Here is an 18,668-nt window from a genome sequence, read left to right on the forward strand (position 1 = left end):
CGACCAGGGACGACCGCCCTTCTTGTCCCGGCGGCGAGGCCGCTGCCCCGTCCTCCGACGGCGGGGCCACAGCTCTCGTTCTCCGACCAGGACATCTGTCTTCCGACAAGGACTTCGCATGACAGCCACGACAACGCCGTACTCGGAGCTCAAAGCACCGACAACGGCCCGCAGACTGCTCACGGCGCCGACCACCGGACCCCTGGCCGCCCTCCTCCTGGCCTGCGCCTTCTTCTCCTTCTCGACCGACCAGTTCCTCACCGGCGGGAACTTCTCGCTGATCGTGCAGCAGGTCATGGTCGTGGGCACCCTCGCCATCGGCCAGACCCTGATCATCCTCACGGCGGGCATCGACCTGTCGTGCGGGGCGGTGATGGCGTTCGGCAGCATCGTGATCGCCAAGATGGCGGCCGAGGGCTCCGTCCCCCCGCTTGTCGCGATCACGCTGGGCCTGGTGGTCTGCGGCGGCTTCGGGCTGCTCAACGGGCTGTTGGTGCAGAAGATCCCGCTGCCGCCGTTCATCGTGACCCTCGGCATGCTCAACGTGGCGTTCGCGCTGACCCACATCTACTCCGAAGAGCAGACGGTCACCAACCTGCCCGGTTCGCTGACCGCCCTCGGGGAGACCTTCCCGCTGGGCCACACGGACATCACCTACGGCTCCCTGGTCACCATCGCCCTGTTCCTCCTCCTCGCCTACGCGCTCAGCAGCACCGGCTGGGGCCGACACGTGTACGCCCTGGGCAACAGCGCCGAGGCCGCCCGGCTCAACGGCATCCGTACCTCCCGCCTCACCATCGGCATCTACACCGTGGCCGGCCTGCTGTACGGCATCGCCGCCCTGCTGCTCATCTCGCGCACCGGAGTCGGCGATCCGCAGGCCGGGCAGACCGACAACCTCGACAGCATCACCGCCGTGGTCCTCGGCGGCACGAGCCTCTTCGGTGGCCGTGGCTCGGTCCTGGGCACCTTCATCGGTGTCCTCATCGTCGGCGTGTTCCGCAACGGCCTCCAGCTGATGGGCGTCGCCTCCATCTACCAGACCCTGATCACCGGCGTCCTGGTGATCCTCGCGGTGACCGTCGACCAGCTCTCCCGGAAGAAGGCCCGATGACCGCCACCTCCTCCCCCACGCCCGTGCTGCAGGCCCGCGGTCTGGTCAAGCGGTACGGCCAGGTCACCGCCATCGACGGCGCCGACTTCGACCTGCTGCCCGGCGAGGTCCTCGCCGTCATCGGCGACAACGGCGCCGGCAAGACCAGCCTCATCAAGGCCCTCACCGGCGCGGTGACTCCGGACGCGGGCGAGATACGTCTCAACGGCGAACCCATCGCCTTCTCCGGTCCCCAGAGCGCACGCGCCCACGGCATCGAGACGGTGTATCAGGACCTCGCCGTGGCCGCCTCGATGGACATCGCCTCGAACATGTTCCTCGGGCGGGAGCTGCGCCGCTCCGGCGTCCTCGGCAGCGTCTTCCGCATGCTCGACAAGAAGCGCATGCGTCAGGAGGCGGCCGAGCACATGGCCGACCTGAAGATCGGCCTGCGTTCGCTGACGCAGTCGGTGGAGACACTGTCCGGCGGGCAGCGGCAGGCCGTCGCGGTCGCCCGTTCCGTCGCCTGGGCCAGCAGCGTCGTCGTCATGGACGAACCCACCGCCGCCCTCGGCGTCAAGGAGTCCGGCCAGGTTCTCGACCTGATCCGCCGGGTCCGGGACAAGGGCATGCCGGTCGTTCTGATCAGCCACAACATGCCGCACGTCTTCGAGATCGCCGACCGGATCCATGTGCACCGCCTCGGCCGGCGCGCCGCCGTGATCAAGCCCTCCGACTACTCCATGGCCGAGGTCGTCGCCATCATGACCGGTGCGCTCAGCATCGACGAGGCCGGAGATACTGTCGTAGCGGATTCGGAGGCCGCGAAGGCCGCCGGAGTCCAGGCCACCTGACAGCTCAACACCGCTCTCGCAGTTCCCGGCCGAGGCCGCGGCCGGAACCGAGAGCCCTCAGGAGACGGTTTCCTCCATGGCAGCGAACCGCCGCCCCACCCTTGCCGACGTCGCCCGCGAAGTCGGCGTCAGCGCCAAGACGGTCTCCCGAGTCCTCAACGAGGACGGACCGGCCTCCGCGCAGACCAGGGAACAGGTACTCGCCGCAGTGGCCAAGCTCGGCTTCCAGCCGAACCTCATGGCCCGCAACATCCGCGTCGGCGGCCCGGACACCACCATCGGCCTGGTCATTCCCGACCTCGGCAACCCCTTCTTCGGAGCTGTGGCCCGTGCCATCGAGGACACCGTCCGCGAACGCGGGCTGACCCTCCTCATGGGCTCCTCCGCGGACGCCCCCGAGCGAGAACGCGCCCTGACGGACAAGTTCCTCGCCCGCCGCGTCAGCATCCTGATCGTCGTTCCGTCCGTCGGCGCCGACCACTCCCACCTCAAGTCCCACCGTACGGCGGGACTGCCCGTGATCTTCCTCGACCGCCCCGGAGTCGGCCTCGCCACGGACAGCATCGTCAGCTCCAACCGGGCCGGAGCCCACGACGGCGTCGCCCACCTCGTCGCCCACGGGCACCGGCGCATCGGCTTCGTCGGTGACCTGCCCCCGAAGCTGTACACCCGCCGTGAACGCCTGGCCGGCTACCGCTCCGCGCTGCAGGAAGCCGATATCCCCTTCGACCGCGCGCTCGTCACCAACGCCCACGACCAACAGGGCGCCGAGGCCGCGACCGCCCAGCTCCTCGATCTGGCCGATCCCCCGACCGCCCTGTTCGCCGGCAACAACATCATGGCGCTGGGGACAGTGGCCGAACTGGCCCGCAGCAAGCGCAAGGACGTCGCCCTCGTCGCCTTCGACGAGGTGGCACTCGCCGAGGCCCTCGAACCGGCCCTGACCGTCGTCGCCCAGGACGCGGAAGAACTCGGCAGAACGGCGGCGACCACCGCGCTGGCCCGCCTGGACGGGGACCGCTCCCGAGCCCGCACCATCATCGTCCCCACCCACCTGATCACCCGAGGCTCGGGCGAACTCCCTGCCCCCGCACTGCAGGAGGCGTGAATCGTTTCGAGGCTGCGCGGTGAGTTCGTTCCCGGACCACCGACGGCACGTCCGTATCAAAGCCTTGCCTCCGGCAATCCGGAGGGCGCAGGTTCATCGGCCGCGCAGCCGCGCGCTGATGGTCCTTCCCGTCTGCTGGACGACGTCCACAAGCCGGTCCGGGCTGTGCGCGGGGGTGGGCAAGGCCGTGTTGGCCGTGCACTGGGTCGCCGGGCTCAACGGGCCTTTCCCGACGGGCAGTTGTATGTGAATCTGCACGGGTTCGACCCTGGCGGATCGGCGGTGGGCCCGGCGGAGGCGGTACGGGGGTTCCTGGACGCCTTCGGGTGCTCGACCCGGCGGCGCCACCGGAGGATCCGGCGCGCGCCACCACCGACTCCGGGTATGTCGCCACCGCGTTCGTCGCGCACAGCGCCCGGCTGCTCTCCGACGCGGCCCGCGAACTGGGCCACGCCGACGACGCCGAGCGGTACGCGGACCTGCACCGGCGTACCGCCGAGGCCGCCTGGCGCAAGTGGGGCGACCACGCCCGCACCACCCAGACCGGCTGTGCGCTCGCCCTCGAATTCGGCATCGCACCGGCCACCGAGCGCGCGGACGTGGGCAAGGCCCTCGCAGGTCTGGTGCGGGCCCGCGACGGACGCATCACCACCGGGTTCCTGGGCACCCCGCACCGCCGTCCTTGTCCTGAAGGGCGACAACGTACTGCGGCCGCTCACCCTCGACTCCACGGCCGGCGAGTGGTTCGCCCACCCGACGGTCGGCCCCGCTCTGACGGCGGCGATGACATCCGGACTCACCAGGGAACAGGCCGATGGAGCCATGGAGGGAAACGACGGCGCGCTGCTCCTGCTGTCGTCCATGGCGATGCGCCAGTTCACCGGCTTCCTGCCCGCGCCGGTTCCCGATGAGGTGCTGGAGCAGCTCATGAGGATGAGCGAGGTGTACGCGGGGGCTGTCGGCGCCTGAGCCGTCGCGCCCGGTTCCGTACACTCGCCCACAGACCGCGGCCCGCTGTTCCCTGACACGACAGCGGGCCGCTCCTCATATACGGGATGTAGGGGGGCGCTACCGCAGGGCGGCGGCCAAGAAGTCGAGTGACTGCTCGACTCCGGGCAGTGCCGGGGTCCGGTTGAGGTGGCCGTGAGGCATGCCGGCGGCCACGTGGGTCGTCACCGCCACGTCGGATTCCGCCAACTGCCGCGCCAGGAGTGCACCGGAGGGACGGAGATCGTCGTATTCGGAGAGAAGGAGACGTACCGGTGGGAGGCCGTGCAGCGCGGCCGCTCCCGGCAGTGCGTCGCGCGGCAGGTCGGTGAGCCGGCCGACGTAGTTCTTCACCATGAACTCGATGCTGTCCGTGGTGAAGCGCATCGTCGGCGGCAGAGTGGCCATGTAGGCGGCTGTCGCAGCGTCCAGCGCCGGGACGGGGAAGTGCGCGAACGGATAGGCGAGCAGGAGGAGATCAGCCGGCCGCACCGCGTCGTCGCCGTCCCGAAGGGCCGCGGCCAGAGCCAGGGCCGCGCCCGCGCTCGCGCCGCCGAGGGCCAGGGTCCCGGCGTCGGCGGCCAGATCGGTTCGCAACCACTGCCACGCGGCGCACACGTCGTCCAACGGAACGGGATAGCGGACACCGCCTGTGGCCAGCCGGTAGCCGACGGACACCACCACCGCCCGGGCCCGCACCGCCAGTTCGGAGGCCACCATGTGTGCCTCGGGCATGTTGAGGGTGCCGCCGAAGAAGCCGCCGCCGTGCAGCCACAGTACGGCCGTGGAGGCGGGATCCTGCGGGGTGTACGTCCGGACAGGCACCGGGCCGTGCGGTCCGGCGATCTCGCGGTTCTCGATGGTGACGTCGGGTTGGACCCACTCCGAGGGATCCTCCGCGAACTGGCGGAACCGCTCGGCGGCCTCCGGGTCCTCGATGTCGTCGAACGTGAGGTCGGCTATGAGGTGCAGTCGCTGCGCGAGGTAGGGATCCAGGGGCATGGTCGTCAGCTCTCTGTGAGGTCCGCGGACACAGGAAGGTCAGCCGGGGCGCGGGATCGTGGCCGGTCCCTGTCCGGTTGCCCCGGCCACGAGGAGATCAGGCCGTCACGCCGACTCCCGCACCTCCAGACGAATGTGCTGCTCGATCAGTTCCTCGGAGGCCTGCGTACCGGCGAGCGCGGCGGTCACGGAGTCCGCGTAGTGCTCGGCGACGGCGGCGACGTCCTGGACGACCGTGGTCAGCGGTGGGCAGGCCACCGCCGAGGCGGGGCTGTTGTCGACGCCGATCACCGCGATGTCCCGGGGAGCTTGCAGGCCCAGATACTGCACACCGGCCAGCACAGCCATGGCGACCTCGTCGTTGAACGCGCAGATGCCGGTCACCGGGGGGCCCATGGCACGCCAGGCCCGGACCGCGTCGGCCGCCCCGCTCGGTGTGAGCGGCACAGTCCGGACGTCTACCCGACCCGTGGCTTCCGCAAGCCCCCGACCACCGTCATCGAGGACGTGTCGTTCGTGGTCGGTCAGGCCGAGACGGTTGCCCTCGTGGGAGAGTCCGGCTCGGGAAAGACGACCATCGGCAGGGCGGTGCTGGGACTCACCCCGGTCAGCGGCGGACGCGTACTGCTCGACGGGCGGGACATCACCCGACTCACCGGCCGGGCCCGCCGACTGCTGTCCTACGATCTGCAGGCGATCTTCCAGAACCCGTACGGGTCGCTCAACCCGGCGCTGCCCGTGGGCCGGACGCTGGCGGAACCCCTGCTCTCCGGTTCGACCCGATCACGCCAGGAAGTCCGCGATCACATCGCCGATCTGCTGCGCCGCGTGGGCCTGCCCGAGGACGCGGCCGACCGGTATCCGGCCCAGTTCAGCGGAGGTCAGCGCCAGCGCATCGCCATCGCCCGGGCGGTCGCCAGGCAACCCCGGCTCATCATCTGCGACGAGCCGACCAGCGCGCTCGACGTCACCACCCAGGCCGCCGCGCTGAGTCTCCTCGCCGAACTCCAGCACACGCTGGGGTGCGCGTACCTGTTCATCACGCACGACCTCGCCGTAGTCAAGGAGTTCGCGGCACGCACCCTCGTACTGCAGCACGGACGCATCGTCGAGGAGGGCCGCAGCACCGACGTGTGCGACCGGCCGCAGCACGCGTACACCCGGCGCCTGGTGGCGGCCGCGCCCGTCCCCGACCCGATCCTGCAACGCAGTCGACGTCAGCAGCGGTTGGGGGTGAACGCGGCCATATGACGGGGGGGTACGTCCCACGAGGCGGGCCGGCCAGGCCAGGGCGTTCAGTGGGTCGCCGGGCACGCGTACGTGCGCGAACCGCATGTCTCGGTCAGCTCGCCTTGATCTTCGCGGCGTTGGCGGCCAGCCAGGCGTCGAAGCTCTTGAGCGCCGGGTTGAGTTCCCGCACCGTGTCCAGGTCGCGGGCGCCGGTGAACTCCTGGTCGAAGTCGCCGTAGTACTGGAACATGTTGCCGATCTCCTCGGCGCCCGGAAACTCGAGGGAACGGAAGACGTCGTAGGGCACCGACTGGAAGCGCACCGGCTCGCCGAGGGCGGCCTCGAACTTCGCCGCGTACTGCGCCCCGGTCAGATGGTCGCCGGCCAGGCCGACGGTCTCGCCGACGAACCGCTCGCCGCCCTTGAGGATGCCGAAAGCCGTCCGGCCGATGTCCTCGGCGTCCACGCCGGAGAGCAGCTTGCCCTCCGCCAGCGGCAGGGTCAGCGTCAGCACGCCGTCATCACCGCGCTGGGGACCCATCTGGGTCAGGAAGCCCTGGAAGAAGAAGGTGGTGTTCAGGAAGGTGGTGGGTACGCCGGCTTGGCTGAAGAGGTCGTTGGCCTCTCCCTTGGCGTCGAAGTGCGGCACGTTGTACTCGTCCTGGAGTACGGGCATCCGCTCGTCGTCGAGCGGCAGGAGGTCGCGGGTGTCCTCCAGTGTCGACCACACGACATGCTTCAGCTCCGCGGCCTTGGCGGCCCGTACCAGGACGTTGATCTCCTCGATCTCCTTGGCCGCCGAGCCGTGTGCCCAGAAGTTGGTGACCAGGAAGGCGCTGTAGGCACCTTCGAACGCCTTGTGCACGCTGGGCTCGTCGTAGAAGTCCGCCTGGACGACCTCGGCACCGAGCTCGGCCAGTTCCCTGGCGGCGGGTGAGGCGGGGTCGCGGGTCAGCGCGCGTACCGCGAAGCCCGAGTCGGGGTCGGCGAGGATCGCCCGCGCGGCACCGCCGCCCTGGGCACCCGTCGCTCCGGTGACTGCGATGACCTTTTGCTCACTCATAGCTGGTGCTCCTACCCGAAGACTTTGGTTGATGCGTCTACAAATTTAACGCAGGCAAGATGACGCGTCAACTTTTGGAGGGAGGTCAGCGACGCGGGGGATTCGCGCGTGGCCTGATGACGGCATTCGGCAAGGCGGGCGCAGCAAGGCGGCCTCCCGGGTATTCCTCGATGCCGCCGAAGCGCTCGGACGAGGCCTCCCAGTCCTCTCGGGCCCGGACGATGTCCTCATGGTCGCGTCCGATGAAGTTCCACCACATGACGATCTCCTCCTCGAACGGAGTGCCGCCGAGCAGGATCGTCCGCGCCGGACCGTCCGACTCGTTCACCAACGTCAGGGTGTCGATGCCCGGGTGGACATAACCCAGCTCCGCCGGGCTCAACAGCGTGTCGGCCACGCGGACGTTCCCGCTGTCCACGACCCGGGGCGCCTCGGCCGGCTGCCTCTCGTCGACCAGCGCTCCACACGCCACCGCCAGAGACTCGAGTTCCACGCTGCTCACCGGGACCACCCTTCCATCCACTTCAGTTGTCACATCAACTACAATGCCATGAACGGTACGACAGTCGCCACAGCATGCGTATGACTAGCAGGGGGAAGCCATGGACGACCCCTGAAGGAGGCCAGAGTGAGCAGCCGTACACCGGGAGCCGCGCCCCGGAGGATCTTCATCGACAAGCAGAGCCCCCGGGCCTTCCGCGCTCTGACGCAGACCTCTGAAGCGGTCCACGCGGTCGCCGCCGACGCCGGGCTGGACCGCACCGTCATGGAACTGGTCAACCTCCGTGTGTCGCAGATGAACGGCTGCGCCTTCTGCCTCGACACCCACACCAAGGCGGCCATACGCGCGGGCGAGTCGGCACAGCGGCTGGGAGTACTGGCCGCCTGGCGGGACACCGAGGTGTTCACCCCTCTGGAACGCGCGGCCCTGGCACTGGCCGAGGCGACGACCGACCCGACCGACGCCCTCGCACAGGAATCCGCCTACGGGGCCGCTCGCGATGAACTCACGGACGACCAGATCTCCGCGGTGATCTGGGGAGCGATCACGATGAACGCGTTCAACCGGCTCTCGATCATGAGCAAGCATCCGGTGCGCGCGACGCGAACGGCCTCTCCGAACGGGGCGCCCGGATCCGGCGACCTCACCGCGAGCGAGGAAGCAGGCGGGCGGGAAGCGGCCGCCCGGTAGGTACCGCACGCACGGGCGCCACACACACGGGCGCCACACAGGTGTGACGGATACCCGTACCGAGCCCGCGCGTTCCGCTCCCCTCTCCCCCTCCCCCATGCCACCACCATTGGTTTGCCAACTACTCGCGAAGGAACCCACCCATGTCTGATCTCGTCTTCGGTCTGGACACCTTCGGCGACGTGCCGGAGGACGACTCCGGCGCCCTCGTGTCCGACGCGACGGCCATCCGCCAGGTCGTCGAGGAGGCCGTTCTCGCGGATGAGACCGGCGTCGACGTCCTCGCCCTCGGCGAGCACCACCGTCCGGAGTTCGCCATCTCGACTCCGGAGACGGTGCTCGCCGGCATCGCCACGCGTACCAGCCGTATCCGTCTGGCGTCGGGCGTGACCGTACTGAGTTCCGACGATCCGGTCCGCGTGTTCCAGCGGTTCGCGACCGTGGACGCCCTCTCCAACGGCCGGGCCGAGGTCATTCTCGGGCGCGGCTCCTTCACCGAGTCGTTCCCGCTGTTCGGATACGACCTGAGCGACTACGACGTGCTGTTCGAGGAGAAGATCGAGCTCTTCGCGAAACTGCTTGAGGAGAAGCCCGTCACCTGGAGCGGCACCACGCGGGCATCGCTCGACAACGCCGACGTCTTCCCGAAGACCGAGTCCGGGCACCTGACCACCTGGGTCGGCGTCGGCGGTTCACCGCAGTCAGTGATCCGCACCGCGCGCTACGGGTTTCCGCTCATGATCGCCATCATCGGCGGCACCCCGGAACGTTTCGCGCCCTACGTCGACCTCTACCAACGCGCCGCCGCGGAGTTCGGCACGACCGCTCATCCGGTCGGGATGCACTCGCCGGGGTTCATCGCCGACACGGACGAGGAGGCCCGGGAGCGGCACTGGCCCCGCTACCGGGTCATCCGTGACCGCATCGGCGCGCTGCGCGGCTGGCCGCCGGTCCGCCGGGAGGAGTACGAACGCGAGATCGCACACGGCTCCCTCTACATCGGCTCGCCCGAGACGGTCGCCCGCAAGATCGCCGCCGCCGTCCAGGCACTCGGCGTCGGCCGGTTCGACCTCATCTACACCTCGGGATCAATGCCGATCGGCCCGCGACTGCGCGCGGTCGAGTTGTACGGCACGAAGGTGATCCCGATGGTCCGCGACATCCTCGCCGGCTGACGCCGCGAACGGAGAAGACAATGGACACCACAGCCGCGGGCACCGTCGGCATCCTGGGTGCGGGAAAAGTCGGCACCGTGCTGGCACGGCTGGCCCTGGCAGCCGGCTACCGCGTGCTCATCGCCGGATCCGGCGACCCCGCCAAGATCGCCCTCACCACAGAGGTGCTCACCCCCGGCGCGGTCCCGGTCACCGCCACGCAGGCCGCCGCGCAGGCGGACGTCACCGTTCTGGCCCTTCCCCTCGGCAAGTACCGCACCATTCCGGCCGAAGCGCTACGGGGCGCACTCGTCATCGACGCGATGAACTACTGGTGGGAGGTCGACGGTATCCGCGAGGACCTCACCGACCCGTACACCTCGTCGAGCGAGATCGTGCAGGAACACCTGTCCGGAGCACGCGTGGTCAAGGCCTTCAATCACATGGGCTACCACGATCTCGAGGACGGGGCCCGGCCCTCGGGTACGCCGGGACGCAAGGCGATCGCCATCGCCGGTGACGATCAGGACGACCTCGCCACCGTCACGCGGCTCGTCGACGACTTCGGCTTCGACCCTGTCATCGCCGGACCGCTCGGCGAAGGCGTACGGCTGGAACCGGGCACAGAGCCCTTCGGCGCCAACGTCAGAGCCGAGGAACTGCGCGCGATGCTCGACCGCTTCCCGGAATCAGCGCGCGGACGTACCGTCATCAGTGCGCGGGCCGCAGAACATCCGCGGCGACTGTCAGATGACGCGTCAACAAGTCGACTACAGTAGCGCATATGGCAGATACATCACGCTGGCTCACCGACGCGGAGCAACACGCCTGGCGCAGCTTCGTACGGGTGCAGGACAAGCTCGTCGGCCGGCTGGGCCGCGAGGTGCAGGCCGAGTCGGGCCTGTCCAGCGCCGATTACGGGGTACTCGTCCACCTCACCGAGGTTCCCGGAGGGAGGCTGCGCGTACTGGAGCTGGCCAGGGCCGTGGAGTGGGAGAAGAGCCGGATGTCCCACCACCTCAACCGGATGGCCAAGCGCGGCCTGATCGTCCGTGAGGACTGCCCCACCGACGCACGCGTGGCGTTCGTCGCCGTCACGCCCGTCGGCCGTGATGCCCTCGCAACCGCAGCTCCCCGCCACGTCGAAGCGGTCCGCCGCCTGTTCATTGACCCGCTCACGCCGGCAGAGCTAGCCATGCTCGCCCAGATCTCCAACCGCATCCTCGAGCAGTTGGAGAAGGACTGCGACTGAGCAGCACGGTAGGCGGCCACGGCGAACGACTCGAATCCGCTCGGCGAAGCGTTGGCCCCCGCCCTGTGCAAGGAATACGTCCGACTCAGGCCGCTCAATCATAGGTTGACACATCAACTTGAGCTTGGGTATTTTGTGGACGTAACAACATTCTCCAAGGAGGACAAGTGACAGCCAAGGTGGTCGACGTTCCCGAGGCCCGCCGCTATGAGGCCAGGGTGGACGGGTGGTCGGAGGTCGCGGGCTTCTCGCAGTACCTCCGCACACCGGAGCTGATCGCCTTCCTGCATACGGAGGTGGCTCCGGAGTTCGAGGGCCGGGGGGTCGGTTCGGCGCTGGTTCGGACCTCCCTCGACGAGGCACGCACCGCAGGACTGCGCGTGCTGGCCACCTGTCCCTTCTACGCAGCCTGGATCGGCCGCCACCCCGAGTACGCCGATCTGCTGTACCAGGCCCGGAGCAAGGTCAGCGACTGAACCGGCCGGCCGAAGACGAGCGAGGAGGACCGGTATGAGCGACAAGCCCCAGAAGAAGGCGTACCAGGCGCCGGAGATCACCGTGACCTTCGAGGCGCGGCGCTGTCTGCACGCCGCCGAATGCCTCGGCGGCCTCCCCGAGGTCTTCGACACGAGTACACGTCCCTGGATTCAGCCCGATGGCGCCCCGGCCGACCGACTGGCAGAGGTGGTGCGCCGCTGCCCTTCCGGCGCGCTGCAGTACGAACTGACAGGTGGCGGGAGAGAGACTCCGGACCGGCCCACTCGCATCACCCGTACCCCTGCCGGACAGTTGCTCGTGCGCGGCGAACTGTTGCTGGACGCGCAGGAGGGGACGCACCCCGAGAGCAGGGCCGTGCTGTGCGGCTGCGGGAGCAGTCAACTGCAGCCGTACTGCGACCACTCCGGCCCGTGCGGCGAGTGACACCGGCGGAAGCCGCCGCCCCACCCGTTCCCGAACCGTTTGTCCCGGCAAGAACCCGGAGCTGAACCATATGTCCCTCGCAGTGCGGTTCTTCGAATACGGCACCAGCGATGTGCTGCGCGTCATGGATGTTCCGGCGCCGGCCCCGGGCCCCGGACAAGTGCGGCTCGCGGTGCGGGCGGCAGGCGTCAATCCGTTCGACTGGAAGGTCATGCAGGGGTTCATGAGCCAGGTGATGCCCCTCGACCTCCCTGCGGGCCTGGGGTCCGACGTGGCAGGTGTGGTGGACCATGTGGGGGAGGGAGTGACCGCCTTCGCCGTCGGCGACGAGGTCCTCGGGACCGCGCGTACCCCGGCCTACGCCGAGACCGCGGTCGCCGACGCGGCCGCGCTGGTCATCAAGCCGGCCGGCCTTCCCTGGGAGGTGGCCGGAACTCTGGCGGGTTCGGGCGGAACCGCGTGGACGGTCCTCGAACGCCTCAAGGTCGTCCAGGGTGAGACCCTGCTGATCCATGCCGCCTCCGGTGGCGTGGGCACGTTCGCCGCCCAGCTCGCCGTGGCCCGTGGCGCGCGTGTGATCGGCACCGCCGGCCAGGACAACCACGAACGGCTGCGCACGCTCGGCGTGATCCCCGTCGCCCACGGCGAGGGGCTCGCCGACCGGGTACGGGCCATCGCCCCCGAGGCGGTCGACGCCGTGCTCGACGCATCCGGCCGCGGCGAGATCCCGCTGTCCATCGAACTCGCCGGCGGCCCCGAGCGCGTCCTCACCCTCGTGGCCTTCGACGCCGGCGACCTGGGCATCCAGGTCCACACCGACGGCCCGAGCGGGAACGGCATCCGGGCCCTGCACGACATTCTCCCCCTGATCGAAGAAGGACGACTTCACGTCCCGATCTGGCGCACCTACCCCCTCGCGGAGGCCGCCGCCGCACTCGACCTGAGCCGTACGGGACACGTCGGCGGCAAGATCGTCCTGCTGCCGTCGGCCACCGCGTAGCCGCGCCGACCGGCCCGGCAGCGCGCAGGGACGTCACCGCAGGCTGACTCACGGTCTGCCGGTGGCGCCGGTCCGGGGCCGGTGCCACCGGCAGACCGTCACGGGTACGAGGAACACGTACCGGGCGGGGCAGCCGTACCAAGGGTGGGCGCGGCATCAAGGGTTCGAGTCTGCTGGTGTGGTCGTGGCCGTCCGGCAGCGAAACGGGCGATCGCATGGCGGAAAGGCCCGCAGGAGTTGTCGCCGTCAGTTCTTGCCGAGCAGGCGCCAGATCTGGTTCTTCTTGCTGCCGAGGGCGCTCGCGGGGTCGCAGGTCCACTGGTGGATCAACGCGCCGGGTGTGGTCGAGACATCGCTGACGTCGACGCACTTGCCACTGTGGACGGCGACGAGTTGGTGGTCCTGGCTGTTGCCGAGCGCGGTGACGGGGTTGAGGGTGAACTGCTGGTTCGTGGCGCCGTTGCAGGTGTACTGGATGACGGCGGCGCCGTCGGCGCTGGATGCCCCGGAGACGTCGAGGCACTTGCCGCTGAGCTCGTTGACGACGGTGTACGTGTTGGTCTTGCCGCTGACCGGCTTGAAGTCGAGCATCTGCTGGTAGCCGCCCTCGCAGGGATACTGCTGGTACTGGGTGCCGTTGGCGGTGCTGACGTTGGTGTCGTCCAGGCACTGACCGCTGTTCTCGCTCACGGCGACCGTGGAGATCGTGGTGTTGGACGGCGGGAGCAGGGTGACGGTGTAGCCGTCCTTGGCACTGGTCCAGGGGATGCTCACCGAGGCCGCGTTGCCGCTGACGGTCAGGGTGGTGTCGGAGATCGTGACCGGGCCGGTGACCGCCGCGCCCCCGTTGTAGGGCACACGTTGCACTACCGCACGGACCTGGCCGTTCGCCACGACCGAGGTGGTGTTCAGTCCGGTGAGGTCGACGTTGACCGTGCCGGTGTTTCCGCTGCTGCCGAGCAGGATCTTGGCGTTGGCCGCGGTGTTGTCCTTGGTGGCCAGGCCGTCCGTGCCGGTGCCCTGTGTGAGCTTGACGATGTTGCCGGTCTGGGAGCCGTAGTAGCGGTACATGAACCACTCACCGAGCGGCAGGTACTGGCCGGCGCTGTTCTTGGTGAGGAGATTGGCCTCGTTGTCGTGCAGCGCGGTGCCCGACGCCCAGTTGCCGCGCAGCCCGTCGGCGCCGGCCCGCTCCAGGCGGCCGATGAACCAGGCGCCGCCGCCCGGCGACTGCATGGACAGGGTGGCGTACTCGTTGATCTGGTACGGGCGGGTGTTGGTCAGACCCGCGGCGGAGAGGGTGGAGTTGGCGCGGCCGACGTCGGTGGCGGGGTCGCCGGGTTCGTCGTGCCAGCTGTAGATGTCGGGGGCGACGTTGTTCGCCTTGACGTAGGCCAGGTACGTCGTCCACCAGCTGTTGGAGGGGTTCGGCTGGCCCGCGATGCTGGGGCCGACGATGAGCTGGGAGGGGAAGGCGGCGCGCACCTTGGCGTGGAAGCGCGACCACATCTGCAGGTACTGCGTCTGTGACGCGCCCCAGAAGCCGCTGCCGTCGGGTTCGTTCCACAGGTCCCACTGGACCGTCATGTTGTTGGCCTTGACGTCGCTGATGAGCTGGGTGACGAAGGCGTCGAACTGCGTCCAGTCACCGTTGTCACCGGGCCAGCCCTGGCTGGTGGTGCCGTCGGCGCCCCATAGGTCGTGCGGGAGCAGCACGAAGGTGCCGCCGAGGGCGGCGGTGCGCTTGTACTGGGCCAGAGTGGAGGCCCAGCGGGTCTGGTAGTCGGCGAGGCTGGTTGCGTAGCCGCCACTGTTGAGCTGGGCGCCGCCGGCCCGCATGAAGTGCCACTTGATGTCCTTGAAGAAGTGGTCCTGGGGCAGCGAGCCGGTCGGGGTCAGTCCGTAGATCGTCCCGGAGGCGTGGTAGGTGGGGGCGCCTCCGGCGGTAGAGAAGTCGACGGTGACACTGGTGTCAGCTGCCTGCGACGGGGCGGCGGGCAGCAGGGCTCCGGCCAGGGCTGCCAGCAGGACGCCGGTGGTTGGGACTGCTCGGCGTCCGGTTCGGGTTCCGGGTCGGGGGCGCGGGCGGGGCGGGTGCATGTGCGGCTCCTGGTGGATCGGGACCGGGTCGGTGAGGGCCCAGGCAGTGCGGAAGGTGGCTGGTCAGCGGCTGACTCGGCGTGCGTGTGCCGCTGCGAGGAAGAGGTAGCTGGCGGCGGTCCAGGTGTAGGCGCGGTCCCGCAGGCCCGTGCCGGTCAGGGCGTCGAAGTTCTCGGCGAAGCCGGAGGTTTCGCACAGGGCGCGGAAGCGGGCGCTGATCTCGTCCGCGAGGCGTTCGTGCCCGGCCCGGCGCAGCCCGTCTTCGATGAGGACGGTGGCGGGGGCCCAGATCGGTCCGCGCCAGTAGCCGTCGGAGCGGTAGTGCGGCGAGGTGGGCAGCTCGGTGGCCAGGCCGTACGGGGTCAGGTGGGCCTCGATCCGGTCGGCCAGCACGCTGCTGACGTCGTCCGGCAGGCGCTCGCCCAGCACGATGGGCATCAGGTCGAGCAGGCTGGACGTGCTCCAGGTCTCCCCGGTGCCGACACCCCGGGCGACGAACCGGTCACCTGCCCAGAGCTGGTCGAACATCGCCGCCTGGGTCTCGGCAGCCGTTCGCTGCCATCGACGAGCGTCGTCCGGCCGACCCAACTCACTTGCGAGTTCGGCAAGTTGGTGCAACTGGAGGACGAGGAAGGCGGCCAGGTCGGCGGAGACGATCACGCGTGCGGGGTCGAAGGTGGTGGCGTTGTCCCAGCCGCTGTCGTTGCCGTGCTGGTAGTGGGGCAGTTCGCTACCGGGGGCGCGCCGTGCGGCGAGCCAGAAGTCGGTCCAGCGTTCCAGCCTGCCGTACGTCTCGGCCAGTTCGGCCTGCCCGAGCGGCTCGGGGAGCCGTCGGCGCAGGTGGCCGAAGGCCCAGCCGTGGATGGGCGGTTTGACGAAGTTGTACAGGACCTCGGAGTGGGTGACCGAGTCGGGCAGGGCTCCTGTCTGGTCCTGGTGGTCGAAGGGCAACTGGTACTGGTCCCAGGCCAGTTCGGGGGAGCCGGGGGCCAGGGCGAGGGCGTTGAAGCAGTGGTCCCAGCTCCAGACCTTGTCCATCCAGTGCTTGGACATCAGCACCGCGGGCCGGGTGACCAGCCCCGCCGGCCGTACGGTCGCGGACCACAGGACGTAGGCGGCGAGTTCGGCGGCCGGGGTGGCGGACGAGCGCCAGGGGGCCACCGCGTCGACAAAGTCCGCGAAGGAGTTCTGCCCTTCCTCGACGAGCTTGGCGAACGCCGCCGCCGACGCGTACGGCGGGCGGGACGTGTCGAGTTCCTCGACCGCGACCTCCCACGATCCGTCAGCTTCGGCGGCGACCGTGAGGCCCCGGTCGGCACTGCCAAGGGCCTGGCTGCCGGAGGTGTCGGTCACCGTGCCGGAGAGCACCGTGACGCGGTAGCGGCGCCCGGTCTCGTACGACGTGAACACGTGCGCGTCGGCGGCCGCGTCGTGGAAGAAGTAGGTGCCGCTGAACGGGGTCAGGGCTTTCGCCGCCGCGGAGATGCGCAGGGACAGCCCCGCACTTCGCAGGCGGACGGTGTCCGGTGATTCGTAGGCGAGGTCGATGCGGCCGTCCGTACCGGTCCAGCTGAGCAGGCCCGGGGTCGCCTCGACGCGGGTCTCGGCGCGGTCGCCCGTCGCCCGGTCCAGGGGAATCAGGCTCAGGACGGCGTGCATGCCGTTCTGGTGCGAGACGAGGTGGAGGTCCTCGGCGCGCGTCTTCTCCGCCAGCACGGGAGATATGCCGAACCAGGATCCGTGTGTGCTGAACGGGATGTCATGGACGGAGAAGGCCGGGCCGGGCGGAGCGGCGGTCATGGAGGCGGTACTCGTTTCTTGAGCAGGGGTGATCGGCGGTCGGCCGTCCGTCCGGTGTACGGACGGTGGGGACCGGGAGGAGATGGTGGGGGTCAGTCCTTGACGGCTCCGGCGGTGACGCCGGCGGCGACGTAGCGCTGGGCGAGGACGAGGATGACTGTGGCGGGCAGGGAGGCGACGACGGCGGTGGCCATGATGGCGTTCCACTGCTGGTTGTTGTTGCCGATGTAGTGGTAGATGCCGAGGGTGATCGGCTCGTTGGCGCCGCCGCCCGCGAGGGTGCTGGCGAAGATGAAGTCGGACCAGGACCACAGGAACGCGAACAGGGACACCGTGACGACCGAGTTGCGGCTCATGGGCAGGACGATCGAGCGGAAGGTGCGCAGCGGGCCGGCGCCGTCCATGGTCGCGGCCTGGAGGAGTTCGCCGGGGATGTTGGACATGAACGCGGTGAAGATGAGGACGGCGAAGGGGACGGCGAGGGTGGAGTCGGCGACGATCAGGCCGGGCACGGACTGCAGCAGGCCGAGCTGGAGGTAGATGGCGTAGAAGCCCATCGCCATGATGATGCCGGGGATCATCTGGGCGGCCAGCAGGACGAAGCTGAGGAGGCCGCCGCCGCGCGGGCGCAGTTTGGCCAGCGCGTAGCCGGCGGGTGCGGCCAGCGCCACGGTCAGTGCGACGGTGCCCAGACCGATGACGAGGCTGGTGCCGAGGTAGGGCAACTGCTGGTCGAGGACGGCCCGGTAGCCCTCCAGCGTGGGCCGGGCGGGGAACAGGTCCGGCGGGCTCTTGCGCATGTCCTGGTCGCGGGTGAAGGACACGTTGATCATCCAGTAGACCGGGAAGAGCATGAACGCGGTCAGGACGAGGCCGACGGCGGTCTTCCACCACGTACGGGGGCGCCGGTTCATGGCGATTCCTGTCATGACAGGGCCTGCTTTCGCTGGACCCGCATGTAGACGAGGCCGAAGAGCAGGGCGGCGACGACGAGGAGGTTGCCGACGGCCGCGCCGGGGCCGAAGGCGGGCAGCAGGTTGCCGAAGCCGAGCTGGTAGGACCAGGTGGCGAAGGTGGTGGAGGAGTCGGCGGGGCCGCCCTTGGTCATGATCCAGATGATGTCGAAGACCTTGAGCGTGTAGACGAGACCCAGCAGCAGGGTGATCGCGGAGACCGGGCGCAGCAGGGGGAAGGTGATGCGCCAAAAGCGCTGCCAGGCGTTGGCGCCGTCGAGGGCGGCGGCCTCGTACAGGCTGGTGGGGATGGACTGCAGGCCGGAGTAGAGGACGACGAGGTTGAAGGGGACGCCGATCCAGATGTTCGCGATGATCACCGAGGCCAGTGCCCAGGACGGCGAGGTCAGCCAGTTCACCGGGCCGATACCGACGGCGTGCAGGGTGGCGTTGACGATGCCGGAGTCGCTGTTGAGCATCCACGACCAGGTGGACGCCGACACGATCAGAGGCAGCAGCCACGGCACCAGGAACAGTGCGCGCAGAGTCGCGGAGAGCCGGAAGTGCTGGTTGAAGAAGACCGCGAGCGCCAGGCCGATCGCGTACTGGAAGACCAGGCACACGACGGTGAACACCATGGTGTGCAGCAGGGCCGGAGCGAAGACCGGGTCGTCGAACACCGTCAGGTAGTTCTTCAGGCCCGTGAACGGGGCGTCCCCCTGCACGAAGGAGCGGACCGTGTAGTTGCGCAGGCTCAGATCGATGTTGCGGTAGAGCGGATACGCGTAGAAGAAGGCGAGATAGACGACCACCGGGGCCAGGAAGGCCCAGGCGGCCCACTGCGGGGAGGCGGGCCGGCGCTGTCGCGGGGCGGCGGCCGGGGGCGGGGCGGCACTCGCCGCCCCGTTCCCCTCGCGCACCGGCAGCGGGTGGGGCGCTGGTGGGTTGCGGTTCATCAA

The 18,668-nt window shown here is 69.4% G+C and carries 19 protein-coding genes and 2 pseudogenes; 13 read left to right on the forward strand and 8 right to left on the reverse strand.

Annotation, left to right across the window (positions count from 1 at the left end):
• The first annotated feature begins 118 nt into the window (after positions 1-118).
• From OG734_RS01930 to OG734_RS01950, 5 genes and pseudogenes are all read left to right on the forward strand, one after another.
• Positions 119-1,114 (forward strand): ABC transporter permease, encoded by a 996-nt coding sequence (locus OG734_RS01930; RefSeq protein WP_330285704.1) that lies wholly within the window; start codon positions 119-121, stop codon positions 1,112-1,114.
• The gene (locus OG734_RS01935) at positions 1,111-1,947 is read left to right on the forward strand and encodes an ATP-binding cassette domain-containing protein (RefSeq protein WP_330285705.1); all 837 of its coding nucleotides are present in this window, start codon (positions 1,111-1,113) and stop codon (positions 1,945-1,947) included. Before OG734_RS01930 ends, OG734_RS01935 begins: the two co-directional genes overlap by 4 nt.
• A gap of 76 nt (positions 1,948-2,023) precedes the next feature.
• Positions 2,024-3,055, forward strand: a complete 1,032-nt coding sequence (locus OG734_RS01940) for a LacI family DNA-binding transcriptional regulator (RefSeq protein WP_330285706.1) — start codon at positions 2,024-2,026, stop codon at positions 3,053-3,055.
• Between the two features lie 326 nt (positions 3,056-3,381).
• Positions 3,382-3,669 (forward strand): annotated as a pseudogene (locus tag OG734_RS01945) (alpha-L-rhamnosidase-related protein); the annotation flags it as partial.
• Between the two features lie 208 nt (positions 3,670-3,877).
• Positions 3,878-4,024 (forward strand): hypothetical protein, encoded by a 147-nt coding sequence (locus OG734_RS01950; RefSeq protein WP_330294035.1) that lies wholly within the window; start codon positions 3,878-3,880, stop codon positions 4,022-4,024.
• Between the two features lie 99 nt (positions 4,025-4,123).
• Here OG734_RS01950 and OG734_RS01955 read toward each other — a convergent pair whose 3' ends face one another.
• Together OG734_RS01955 and OG734_RS01960 are read right to left on the reverse strand one after the other, a co-directional pair.
• Positions 4,124-5,044 (reverse strand): alpha/beta hydrolase, encoded by a 921-nt coding sequence (locus tag OG734_RS01955; RefSeq protein ID WP_330285707.1) that lies wholly within the window; start codon positions 5,042-5,044, stop codon positions 4,124-4,126.
• A gap of 105 nt (positions 5,045-5,149) precedes the next feature.
• Positions 5,150-5,572: a substrate-binding domain-containing protein gene (locus OG734_RS01960; protein ID WP_443065057.1), complete on the reverse strand. Its 423-nt coding sequence runs from the start codon at positions 5,570-5,572 to the stop codon at positions 5,150-5,152.
• On the opposite strand from OG734_RS01960, the gene OG734_RS01965 reads away from it, so the two are divergent.
• Positions 5,552-6,295, forward strand: coding sequence for an ABC transporter ATP-binding protein (locus OG734_RS01965; protein WP_330285709.1), 744 nt, complete (start codon positions 5,552-5,554; stop codon positions 6,293-6,295). The genes OG734_RS01960 and OG734_RS01965 overlap by 21 nt on opposite strands.
• Before the next feature lie 91 nt (positions 6,296-6,386).
• On the opposite strand, the gene OG734_RS01970 is transcribed toward OG734_RS01965, so the two are convergent.
• Positions 6,387-7,337, reverse strand: a complete 951-nt coding sequence (locus OG734_RS01970) for an NmrA/HSCARG family protein (RefSeq protein ID WP_330285710.1) — start codon at positions 7,335-7,337, stop codon at positions 6,387-6,389.
• Between the two features lie 85 nt (positions 7,338-7,422).
• A pseudogene (locus tag OG734_RS01975) lies at positions 7,423-7,758 on the reverse strand (pirin-like C-terminal cupin domain-containing protein); the annotation flags it as partial.
• Positions 7,759-7,965: 207 nt separating this feature from the next.
• Between OG734_RS01975 and OG734_RS01980 the strand changes: the two are divergent.
• The 7 genes from OG734_RS01980 to OG734_RS02010 all read left to right on the forward strand — a co-directional run bounded on the left by OG734_RS01980 (position 7,966) and on the right by OG734_RS02010 (position 12,856).
• A complete protein-coding gene (locus OG734_RS01980; protein WP_330285711.1) occupies positions 7,966-8,529 on the forward strand; it encodes a carboxymuconolactone decarboxylase family protein in 564 nt (187 codons plus the stop codon).
• A 143-nt stretch (positions 8,530-8,672) separates the two neighbouring features.
• Positions 8,673-9,704: an LLM class flavin-dependent oxidoreductase gene (locus OG734_RS01985; RefSeq protein WP_330285712.1), complete on the forward strand. Its 1,032-nt coding sequence runs from the start codon at positions 8,673-8,675 to the stop codon at positions 9,702-9,704.
• 20 nt (positions 9,705-9,724) lie between these two features.
• Positions 9,725-10,462, forward strand: coding sequence for an NADPH-dependent F420 reductase (locus OG734_RS01990; protein ID WP_330285713.1), 738 nt, complete (start codon positions 9,725-9,727; stop codon positions 10,460-10,462).
• A gap of 5 nt (positions 10,463-10,467) precedes the next feature.
• Positions 10,468-10,935, forward strand: coding sequence for a MarR family winged helix-turn-helix transcriptional regulator (locus tag OG734_RS01995; protein WP_330285714.1), 468 nt, complete (start codon positions 10,468-10,470; stop codon positions 10,933-10,935).
• Positions 10,936-11,102: 167 nt separating this feature from the next.
• The gene (locus OG734_RS02000) at positions 11,103-11,411 is read left to right on the forward strand and encodes a GNAT family N-acetyltransferase (protein ID WP_330285715.1); all 309 of its coding nucleotides are present in this window, start codon (positions 11,103-11,105) and stop codon (positions 11,409-11,411) included.
• Positions 11,412-11,445: 34 nt separating this feature from the next.
• Complete coding sequence (locus OG734_RS02005) at positions 11,446-11,856, forward strand: (4Fe-4S)-binding protein (RefSeq protein WP_330285716.1); 411 nt, start codon at positions 11,446-11,448, stop codon at positions 11,854-11,856.
• Positions 11,857-11,926: 70 nt separating this feature from the next.
• The gene (locus tag OG734_RS02010) at positions 11,927-12,856 is read left to right on the forward strand and encodes an NADP-dependent oxidoreductase (RefSeq protein WP_330285717.1); all 930 of its coding nucleotides are present in this window, start codon (positions 11,927-11,929) and stop codon (positions 12,854-12,856) included.
• A gap of 246 nt (positions 12,857-13,102) precedes the next feature.
• On the opposite strand, the gene OG734_RS02015 is transcribed toward OG734_RS02010, so the two are convergent.
• The 4 genes from OG734_RS02015 to OG734_RS02030 all read right to left on the reverse strand — a co-directional run bounded on the left by OG734_RS02015 (position 13,103) and on the right by OG734_RS02030 (position 18,665).
• A complete protein-coding gene (locus tag OG734_RS02015; protein ID WP_330285718.1) occupies positions 13,103-14,956 on the reverse strand; it encodes an RICIN domain-containing protein in 1,854 nt (617 codons plus the stop codon).
• Between the two features lie 63 nt (positions 14,957-15,019).
• Positions 15,020-16,756 (reverse strand): amylo-alpha-1,6-glucosidase, encoded by a 1,737-nt coding sequence (locus OG734_RS02020; protein WP_330285719.1) that lies wholly within the window; start codon positions 16,754-16,756, stop codon positions 15,020-15,022.
• A 92-nt stretch (positions 16,757-16,848) separates the two neighbouring features.
• Positions 16,849-17,670, reverse strand: coding sequence for a carbohydrate ABC transporter permease (locus tag OG734_RS02025; RefSeq protein WP_330293532.1), 822 nt, complete (start codon positions 17,668-17,670; stop codon positions 16,849-16,851).
• An 11-nt stretch (positions 17,671-17,681) separates the two neighbouring features.
• The gene (locus OG734_RS02030; RefSeq protein WP_330285720.1) at positions 17,682-18,665 is read right to left on the reverse strand and encodes a carbohydrate ABC transporter permease; all 984 of its coding nucleotides are present in this window, start codon (positions 18,663-18,665) and stop codon (positions 17,682-17,684) included.
• Between the last annotated feature and the right edge of the window lie 3 nt (positions 18,666-18,668).

The organism is Streptomyces sp. NBC_00576 (assembly GCF_036345175.1).
Lineage (GTDB): Bacteria > Actinomycetota > Actinomycetes > Streptomycetales > Streptomycetaceae > Streptomyces.

Bases quoted from the DNA above. Each gene is read 5' to 3' on its own strand.
- OG734_RS01930 (WP_330285704.1), top strand. From the start codon at position 119: ATGACAGCCACGACAACGCCGTACTCGGAGCTCAAAGCACCGACAACG.
- OG734_RS01935 (WP_330285705.1), top strand. From the start codon at position 1,111: ATGACCGCCACCTCCTCCCCCACGCCCGTGCTGCAGGCCCGCGGTCTG.
- OG734_RS01940 (WP_330285706.1), top strand. From the start codon at position 2,024: ATGGCAGCGAACCGCCGCCCCACCCTTGCCGACGTCGCCCGCGAAGTC.
- OG734_RS01950 (WP_330294035.1), top strand. From the start codon at position 3,878: ATGGAGGGAAACGACGGCGCGCTGCTCCTGCTGTCGTCCATGGCGATG.
- OG734_RS01955 (WP_330285707.1), bottom strand. From the start codon at position 5,044: ATGCCCCTGGATCCCTACCTCGCGCAGCGACTGCACCTCATAGCCGAC.
- OG734_RS01970 (WP_330285710.1), bottom strand. From the start codon at position 7,337: ATGAGTGAGCAAAAGGTCATCGCAGTCACCGGAGCGACGGGTGCCCAG.
- OG734_RS01985 (WP_330285712.1), top strand. From the start codon at position 8,673: ATGTCTGATCTCGTCTTCGGTCTGGACACCTTCGGCGACGTGCCGGAG.
- OG734_RS01990 (WP_330285713.1), top strand. From the start codon at position 9,725: ATGGACACCACAGCCGCGGGCACCGTCGGCATCCTGGGTGCGGGAAAA.
- OG734_RS01995 (WP_330285714.1), top strand. From the start codon at position 10,468: ATGGCAGATACATCACGCTGGCTCACCGACGCGGAGCAACACGCCTGG.
- OG734_RS02005 (WP_330285716.1), top strand. From the start codon at position 11,446: ATGAGCGACAAGCCCCAGAAGAAGGCGTACCAGGCGCCGGAGATCACC.
- OG734_RS02010 (WP_330285717.1), top strand. From the start codon at position 11,927: ATGTCCCTCGCAGTGCGGTTCTTCGAATACGGCACCAGCGATGTGCTG.
- OG734_RS02015 (WP_330285718.1), bottom strand. From the start codon at position 14,956: ATGCACCCGCCCCGCCCGCGCCCCCGACCCGGAACCCGAACCGGACGC.
- OG734_RS02020 (WP_330285719.1), bottom strand. From the start codon at position 16,756: ATGACCGCCGCTCCGCCCGGCCCGGCCTTCTCCGTCCATGACATCCCG.
- OG734_RS02025 (WP_330293532.1), bottom strand. From the start codon at position 17,670: ATGAACCGGCGCCCCCGTACGTGGTGGAAGACCGCCGTCGGCCTCGTC.
- OG734_RS02030 (WP_330285720.1), bottom strand. From the start codon at position 18,665: ATGAACCGCAACCCACCAGCGCCCCACCCGCTGCCGGTGCGCGAGGGG.